Here is an 8,284-nt window from a genome sequence, read left to right on the forward strand (position 1 = left end):
CGTCATATTCCGGAAAGGTTCTTGCTTCGCTCAAGCTCCGACAGCAGGCGTTCGATCGCCCGTTCGCCATCGGCGTCGGTCCTAACATTGCCCAGCGAGCTGCCGTTGATCCGCAGGTCGATGACCCGAGCTGCGGCCCCAACCGTGGACGTGTTGGTGGGAGACTCCAGCGGTGCCCTCTGCGCTTGGGCAACCTTGTCCCTCGCCTGCTGCAAAACAGCATCGGCGATAGCCCTGTTCACCTCGTTCGGATTCACGCCGCCCTGGATCCCGCCGAAAATGCCGGCGGGTTTGTCGTACTGCTGCTCGAACTGGTCCACGACGCGCAATGCGGCCGCGTCATCCAGCCCCTGGCCCTTGGCCATTTCGAGCACGGCCGTGCGTGAAAGAATGGTGATGCCCACTCGCTCGCCTGCGGTGTTCAGGCTGTGGCCTTCCTTGTCGATATTCCATTTCTTTCGGTACAGCTCCAGCTCTCGTTCCTTGAGCTCGTTGGCCTTTTCCTGCGCGGCGATCTCTCGCTCACGCTCGGCATTTAAGCGCTCCAGTGCAGTGCGCTGGTCGTTCACGGCACGGGTTACCTGATCGTTCGAGCCTTTCGTCTTGTCGGCAGCGTCTTTCAGGTCCCGAGTGCTTTTCCCGGTCTTGTCCACCTCGGACTTGAGGCCTTGCAAGGAGGCTTTGCCCTTGTCCAGGCCCGTATAGGCTTCATCCACCGCCTTGGCCGCCTGCTGCGCGCTCTGAGCGGACTCGGGAAGCGCCTTCTGGATCTTGTTGATTTCCTCCAGCTTCTCTGCAGCGGCCTGCAGGTTGCCCGCCTCCATCAGTTGCTGATATTCGGCACGCAACTGGCTGACGCTTTGTGACGCGGTGGCCGTCGCCGTAGCCGTACTCTCCAGCGCCACCTTGGTTTCCATGCTCTTTCGGCCGGTCTCCTCGATGGAAGCAGCCATCTGCCGGAAGGCGCGCTCCGATTCGCCGCTCGCCGTACTGGCCTCCTGGGAGCCTTGCACCAGGCCGGTGAATCCATTGCGCGCCGTCTGCGCGGCATCGGCCACGGCCTGCAGGGACTCGGTGGCCTTGTCGCGCATGGCCTGGGCCGAAGCCCCGAAGCCGCCCGCCATCACCTCGGCGTCTTGCGCGGCCTGCTTGAAGGACTGGGACAACTGGCCAAACGAGACCTTCGCGAGCTGCTCGTTAAGCCATGCAATCCCACTCGAGACACCGCTCGCGATTTCGGCGAAAACTGCACCCAGGCCATAGATGACGGTCATCACGCCATTGACGCCAGCGCTCATCGTGCCCCAGGCAATCTTCAGCACGTTGCCGGTATTCGTGCCGTACTCCTGCACCCGCGTCAGGGCGTCCTTGGCCTGGTCTGCGAAGGCCTGCAGCTTCTCGCCCACGGCCTTGAAATCGATCGTGGAAATGAAGCCCTTGGCGAATTCCAGGCCGGAGCGGAAGGCCTCGGCAATCGATTCGCCGAAGCGCCCGATGGCGCCGTCAGCAACGGCAGTGCGGAAGCCCTCTGCCACCGCATCCACCGCCTCCTTGAGAACAGGCAGCACGGGCGTGCCCAGCGCGGTCTTGACACCCTCCCAGACATTTCCGAACCCCTTGACCGAGCCATTGAGGTTGTCCGACATGGTTGCTGCCATGTCGGCGGCACTGCCGGAAGCGTTGCCCAGCGTGGTGGAGAGAGCATTCAGTGAGCCCATGCCCTGGCTGAGCAGCCCGGACAGCACGGGACCGGCCTCCGTCCCCAGTGCCTTGATGGCCTGCGCACCTTCCGGGCCCTTGACGGCCAGTTGCTGCAATGCCTGCTCGAAATCGTCGGTGACAATGCCGGCCTCGCCCAGCTCCTTGCGGAACGCGCTGGCCGGATCCGCGAACTGGCCCAGGATGGTGTTGAACGCCGAGCCGGCCTTCCCCGCATCGGTCCCAGCCTGCGAAAACTGGCCGATCATGGCCACCGTGCTTTCCAGGCTCAGTCCCACGCGTCCGGCAGCAGGGCCCACCGTGCCCAGGGTCTCGGCCAGGCTGCCGATACTGGTGCCGGTGAGCACCGACCCTTTGGCCAGCACATCCGCCACGCGCCCTGCATCCTCGAATTGCAGGCCCATGCCCGAAACCGCCTTGGTCACGGCTTCGCTGGCGGCGGACAGTTCCATGCCGCCGGCCTGCGCGAGGCTCAGGACCGCCGGCAACGTGGCAATGCTCTCCTGGGCCGTCAACCCCGCCTGGGCCAGGCTTTCCAGCGCGCCGGCAGCCTGCACGCCCGAGTACTGCGTGGTGAGTCCGGCATCCGTGGCCGCCTTGGTCAGCGCGGCCATCTCCTCGGCCGAACTGCCGGTGGCGACCTGGACACGGTCCATCGCTGACTCGAAGGCTGCCGCACTGTCGACGGCACCCTTGAACGTCGTCGCCGCCGAGGAGCCCAGGCCCTTGAACATCGATGCGCCCACCTCCTGGAGCTTGGAGTTCAGGCCGTCCAATGAGGCCATGCCCTTGCTCACCAACCCGCTCACTGCCGAGCCGGCTGCCGCTCCCAGCCCGGTGAAGGCCTGCGCGCCCTGGCTGGCCTTGGATGCCAACTCATCCAGGACTGCCTGCACGCCGTCAATCACGGTCTGGACGTTGCTGATCCCTTTGGCCGCCTTGTCGAAAGCGGATGTGGCCGCAGCGCCGAAACTCCTGAGCATTGATGCGCCCACCTCGGCCACCTTGGCCTGAAGGCTGTCGAATGCCTTCACTGAGGCATCCTTGGCACTGGTGAGCATGGAAATGATTTTCTCGACCATGATTCAGAGGTTTTTTGTAGGCATTTCTGGTTGGCCCTGCCGCCTGTCCAAGCGGCAGGGCGAACCACCCGGCGCGTGGCCAGGTGGGGAGGCTTACATCAAGGGGTGGAGACCGGACGGCCGTCGCGGTAGATGGCCTGCGCGTTGGGGCCCTTGAGCACTTCCAGCGAGAACTGCATGCTCACGGGCTTGGTGTCCTCGGTGATCAGGGGCATCTCGCCCGTGGGCGTGAGCGCCACCAGCGGCATGTACCAGTCGCTGTCCAGGCCGGCAGCGCTGTCGGACACGATGCGGATCGCACAGGTCATGTCGGACTTGGCGCCCGTCATCACGGACTCGAACTGGCCGGCCACGGGCGTGTAGCCGAAGACCACCTTGCCGGCGGCGATCTGACCGCCTTCGATGATCTGGACACGGCCGGTCTCCAGGCTCAGGTTGTAGTCGCGGCCCGCGACGTAGCTGGTCTGACCGTCCTCGCTCTTGATGGACACGGTGGAGACGTTGCGCACGCCCAGCGGATTGGCAGGCGTCGCGCCCAGCTGGTACTGACGGCCGGGGACCACGGAGCGGATCTCGTTGTCCACGGGGGTGGCGTCCTGTGTCTTCAGCGCATGGGTACCGGACAGCCAGGAGGCCACGTTGCGCGCGCTGATGTTGTCGCAGGTCAGGGCGCCGGTACGGGTGACCTTGATGGGCCAGCTGCCGTCCTTCTCGGACATGCCCTCTTCGCTGCTGAAGTGCTCGGCCTTTTCTGCCGCGACGGTGAGGGTGAAGCCCGGGCAGTTGCCCATGGGAATCTCGCCCGTCAGTTGCTCGTTGGCGTCATAGAGGTCGATGTAGACGCGGCCTCGTGGAATCTGGTAGTCATTTTTCGGGTGTGCAATCGGCATGTCGCTGCTCCAATCAAAGGTAAGAAATCACGGCTGGCCGTCGAACAGGGCCGTGGTGGTGAATGCGACCTCGTACCCCACGAGGCCTGGGTCGGGAAAAACCGCCTCCTGGATGGAGACGAACTGGAAGGGGGTCCAGAAGCGGCCATCGACCGCTCCCGGCGACCAGTTGTGCAGTGCTTCGACCAGGGCTGCGAGTGCCTCGCCCAGCGTGGCAGCAGCTTGTGCGCCGCGCGGCACCACCATGGCGGCAACCCAGGTCGGCTGCAACTGTGCCGAGGTCCTCATGGCGGTTGCCGCTGTGGCAGATGCCATGCGCACCTGCGCAGCAGGCACGGCCGAGCGATCGATGGACTCGCTGGCTCCGCTGACGCGCCAGCCCCTGAAAGCCGGCAGCGACCCGAGCCGTGCCGTCAAGACGGACTCGATCTGCAGCATCAGGCGTGCTCTCTGGTAGCGGCCATCACGCTGGGGACACAGCTGACTGCGGCATCCAGCGAGGCTGAGCTCAGGCCCGCAGTGTTGAAGGTGTTGTTTCGCGAGCTGGTGAACATGGAAAAAAGACCACCTGTATTCGTTGTTTCCGTTGCGCCCATACAGAGCGTGTTCAGGCAGTTTCTCTTTCCTCGCGTCTCATTTCCTGCCGACAAATGAGACTGTTTTCAAACACACGCCCGGCGCTGCAACGGTCGCCGTCCGCAGCGGTGCTGCACGGCTCAGCCCTCTACGGAAGGCGATGTCTCCGGACTGGAAATGCCGTTGCGTACCGAACCAGGCCGCTCACCCAGGATGCGGTACAGCTGGGCCCGCTGGAGTCCATATTTGGTCTGCAACTGCTGGCGGTTGACTCCGTTGAATTCACGGCGGATGGCTTCGTTGCGCTCCTTTTTGCTGGGCGCGGGCACGTAGATGGCAGCGCCGCGCGCGCCCATGCGCATGCCGCCATAGCGCTTTCTCAACCCGCGCAACATGGCCTGGGCGACGCACAAGGCCTGCGGACCGCTCAGGCCAAGCTCCTGTTCGGCAATCTCCAGCAGCTCGCACTCCAGCAACTGCGCCGCCGAATCCTCGGGCGGGCTGACGGATTCAATGGATGTCGTCATGGTGAGCAACGTCCCGGGTCGGCGATTCCTGCCACGGGCCCCGCGTCACTGCCTGGAGCCCACATCGCCGGACTCGCCCTTGTCCATGCCGGTGCGGTCCTGCGCGTCCACCCTCTGCCGCTGCGCATCGGCTTCGGTGCGTGGCACAGCGACGGCAGCGGGCAGGCCGTTGCCAGCAGGCTGCCCGCCCCGCCGCACCCAGTCGCGGGCAGGCAGGATGAAGTCCTCGATGATCCTGGCATCGGACATCGCCATGGGCCTGATGGACGGCAGTTGAGCACGCAGCCGCGAGCGGACCGCCTCGACAGCCTTTCGAACGAACCCCGCCTGCGGCGACTGCTCGGCCATGGCCGCCAGCACATCCTGGGCGGCGGCACGCCGACCCTCCCGGCCCTCGGCCAGCCCGTGCTCCTGGACCTTCTCACGCACATCGCGCGGGCGCGCCGCGACGATCTGGTCGAGCACGGCATCCATCCCTTCGCCAAAGGCCCCCTGAAGACCATGCTGGCCTAGCGCCTGCCGGTATACGACCCGTGCAACCTGGGCCGGCGTATGGCTTGCATTGGCAAGCAGCTGGAGCTGACCATCGGCATAGAAACCGCGCGGCACCTGCGTGCCGCCATCGGCCCCCGGTTCCCTGCCGGCATCACGCATTGCCTGCGCCAGGCGGGGCTCCTTCAGGTCGAACATGACGCGCACCTGAGGCCCCTTGGCCCATGAGGCACTGATGGCATCAGCCACCTCTTTCACCTTGCCCGTGGAGGCATCAGGCGCCGGGCTTGGACTCTTGTCTGCATCCTGGCGCGAAGCTGGCTGTGCCGCAGCAGGCGCTGTATCGGGTGCCGAGGCGCCATCGCCCGCACCAACCTTCACTGAAGCTGGCAACGCGGCGGGCAGTTCTCCATCCGGATGGGGCCGTTGCGCCGCAGCGGCGGGCGGCCCGGAGGAGTCCTGTGCACCAGAAGCCTCATCCGCAGCAGGCTCCCCACTCCGCCGCACACCCGGGGCAGGTTGCATGGATGCCTTCTCGCTGCCCGGCACCGGCGCGCTGTCTTCAGCGACAGGGGCGGCGGGCGCATTCTCGTCGCCCGGTGCACGGACCGTGGCATCCTCCACGGGCGCTGTGCGATCAGCCGAGGCTTCCCTGCGTGCAGCCTGCACGGCTTTCCAGTCATCCTGCAACAATTCCCAGGCAGGCGTACCCCTGCGCAGCCTGCCGATGTTCTCGCCGCGCTCGGACACGAACTGCAACCAATTGCGGGCCTGCACCGTAGCTGGATCGAAGGCCGGCGCATCGCCGCTAGCAAAAGCATCGGCCGGCACTTGCCGGTGCTGCCTGGCGCCTTGCGGCTTAGCCTCGCCACCGGCTCCACGGCCGGATTCCGCAGGCACTGGGCTGACGGCCTTGTCCGGTCTGGCAAGGCCTGCGGAGGCCTCCAGAGCAGACTGGCCTGCGTCCGCCGGCGCCGGTGGACCGGGCCTTGCAGACTCCGGGCCGGTGACGGGCAGCGCTGCATCGCCCTCACTGCCCGCCTTGCCTGCCCGGGCATGACCGCGCCTGGCGGCGATGGCGGCGACGCCCGCAGGCGGCAGGCCGCTGACAGCGGCCTCCACCGCCGTGCGTCCGACATTGCGCGACAACGACCGCCCATCGAAACCGCCAGCCTGGTGGTTTGTCGCGACCTGGGGCAGTACGTCATCCAACTGCTTGCCCAGCGCCGCCGATGCCATCGCTCCGGTAGCGGCATATCCCCTGCCCGCCAGAGCACGCTCGATGCGGCGCTTGCCAGGCAGCAAGCCGGTCAAGCTGCCTATGGCAGCTGGCAACACCGACTTGCCGAGGGCGATCCGTACCGCCTCGTCCTCCGGGACGTTCTGCTTGCGCAGCGTGTCGCGGATCTCTTCGAAGGCTTTTCCACGGGCGCCCCCCGCATTCATAAGTGCCTCTGTAGCACCTGCCATGGTGGTGCCGGCTGTGGCCGCCAAGGCAGTGCTGCCTCCCGCGGCCAGCGTGGCGATCTGCCCCACCCTAGATGCACCAAGGCCCGGGAGCACACTGGGCAGATTCGTGAAGATGAAGCGCGCGATCAGTGCGGGGTCCGAGCTGTAGGCCCGCGCTGCCGCGATGGATTGATCGATGATCGAATCCTGGTCCGCCGCGCTGATCAGCTTTTCGGCTTCGGCCAGCTTGCGCTGCATCACGGGGCTTTGTGCCTTGCGCCAATGCTCGCCATTGCTGCGGAAAAAATCCGCGACACCGGATGAGGGCGAAAAGAGGTTGACAACGCTGCCCAAGGTTGCATTCACCCCTTCAGCGCTTTGCACGCCGGCATCTGCGATCGCCTCACCCCAGCTGCGCTCCTGTGGCTGTGCAGGCGGCTGAGCAGGCACAGGCCGGTAGCGTGCGCCCGCACCGATGCCGGTCACATCCATCCCGTCCAGCAATTCGAATGCCTCTGGCTCGTAGGCCAGGCCGCCCGGCTGGTCCGGCCTTCCGTGCTTGTACTTCTTGCTGCTCATCTGATCCCCTTGTGGCAAGAAGCACAGACTGGCAGGCTTGGCACGACAGGCAGCGGCGCCCGGGCTCCTGAAACGGAAAGGCCCGCTGAAGCGGGCCTTGGTGGCTGCATCCCAGGATCAGTGCTGCGCTACCTGGAGGCGCCATACGGCAAGCCGCTCGGGACGGTTTCTCGGCTCGAACGCAAGCTGCGTTGAAACTCGCCTTGGGAATACTGGTACAGCGCCGCCGGGCTGGCCATGGACTTGAGAAGTCCAAGAGCCTCGCCACTGTCCTTAAGAGTGACTGGCGCCGTCTCCCGGCCATTCAGGTCTGTGCGCTTGATCTGCAAAGCTCCTCCCTGCCCCGCCTCGATGCCGGAAATTTTGTAGCCACTGGGAACAAAGCGGTTGTAGAGCTCCATCAGCGGGGCATAGTCGCCCACCGCCAGGCCAGCAGCGGCTTTGTCAGATGCCTCCTGACGCCTTTTTGTATCCATCTGGATTTTGATGTGCGACTGCGCCATCAAATCCTGGGTAGCCTGGTCCGCAGCCTCGAGATGCCCAGCCTGTGTCAGCGCCGCTATACGGCGCTGACTATGGGCAAGGTGGTCGTCCATCGTCGCTTCGCGTGACTTGCCGCTCTGGTCAATCAACGATGCCTGGAACTGCTTTCGTTGCTCGCCCTCGATGCGCCCCACTTCGTCATCCTGCTGCCATTGCTTCATCTCTCTAGCCTGGCGTTTGACATCGTGCGCCCCCAGCGTGAGCTGTTGGCGCATCTGCAGCCCGCGCTCGGGGTCCGTGCGGCCGATCACGTCGGCCATGGCCAGCATGCGCGTGCTGTCCTGCTGCTCGCGGCTCATCGAGCCCTGCGTGCGCTCGCCCATGAAATCGGTCACGCCCTGCATGGCGATGGTCTTGGTGTCACCGGCTTCATTGCGCGCGACATAGGCCTTCTGCGCGCCATCAAAGTCGATCTTGTAGCCGTTGG

Annotated in this window: 5 protein-coding genes and 1 pseudogene; all 6 read right to left on the bottom strand. The window is 65.4% G+C overall.

Going from position 1 to position 8,284, the window contains the following annotated elements; genetic code table 11:
- Positions 1–2: 2 nt before the first annotated feature.
- On the bottom strand, positions 3–2,801 hold the full coding sequence (locus ACF8NF_RS28330) for a phage tail tape measure protein (RefSeq protein ID WP_392451695.1): 2,799 nt from the start codon (positions 2,799–2,801) through the stop codon (positions 3–5).
- Positions 2,802–2,899: 98 nt separating this feature from the next.
- A complete protein-coding gene (locus ACF8NF_RS28335; protein ID WP_392451696.1) occupies positions 2,900–3,691 on the bottom strand; it encodes a hypothetical protein in 792 nt (263 codons plus the stop codon).
- A 27-nt stretch (positions 3,692–3,718) separates the two neighbouring features.
- Positions 3,719–4,129: a hypothetical protein gene (locus tag ACF8NF_RS28340; RefSeq protein WP_209802877.1), complete on the bottom strand. Its 411-nt coding sequence runs from the start codon at positions 4,127–4,129 to the stop codon at positions 3,719–3,721.
- A 278-nt stretch (positions 4,130–4,407) separates the two neighbouring features.
- A complete protein-coding gene (locus ACF8NF_RS28345) occupies positions 4,408–4,794 on the bottom strand; it encodes a Mor transcription activator family protein (RefSeq protein ID WP_017406055.1) in 387 nt (128 codons plus the stop codon).
- Positions 4,795–4,839: 45 nt separating this feature from the next.
- A complete protein-coding gene (locus ACF8NF_RS28350; protein ID WP_392451697.1) occupies positions 4,840–7,314 on the bottom strand; it encodes a hypothetical protein in 2,475 nt (824 codons plus the stop codon).
- Between the two features lie 128 nt (positions 7,315–7,442).
- Positions 7,443–8,284 (bottom strand): annotated as a pseudogene (locus ACF8NF_RS28355) (hypothetical protein); the annotation flags it as partial.

Origin of the sequence: Delftia sp. WSY_22 (genome assembly GCF_043104185.1) — a bacterium.
In the GTDB taxonomy this organism is placed as follows: Bacteria; Pseudomonadota; Gammaproteobacteria; order Burkholderiales; family Burkholderiaceae_C; genus Comamonas; species Comamonas tsuruhatensis.

What these genes read in the sequence shown, in the direction of transcription:
- ACF8NF_RS28335 (WP_392451696.1), bottom strand. Translation starts at nt 3,691, where the DNA reads ATGCCGATTGCACACCCGAAAAATGACTACCAGATTCCACGAGGCCGC.
- ACF8NF_RS28330 (WP_392451695.1), bottom strand. Translation starts at nt 2,801, where the DNA reads ATGGTCGAGAAAATCATTTCCATGCTCACCAGTGCCAAGGATGCCTCA.
- ACF8NF_RS28350 (WP_392451697.1), bottom strand. Translation starts at nt 7,314, where the DNA reads ATGAGCAGCAAGAAGTACAAGCACGGAAGGCCGGACCAGCCGGGCGGC.
- ACF8NF_RS28340 (WP_209802877.1), bottom strand. Translation starts at nt 4,129, where the DNA reads ATGCTGCAGATCGAGTCCGTCTTGACGGCACGGCTCGGGTCGCTGCCG.
- ACF8NF_RS28345 (WP_017406055.1), bottom strand. Translation starts at nt 4,794, where the DNA reads ATGACGACATCCATTGAATCCGTCAGCCCGCCCGAGGATTCGGCGGCG.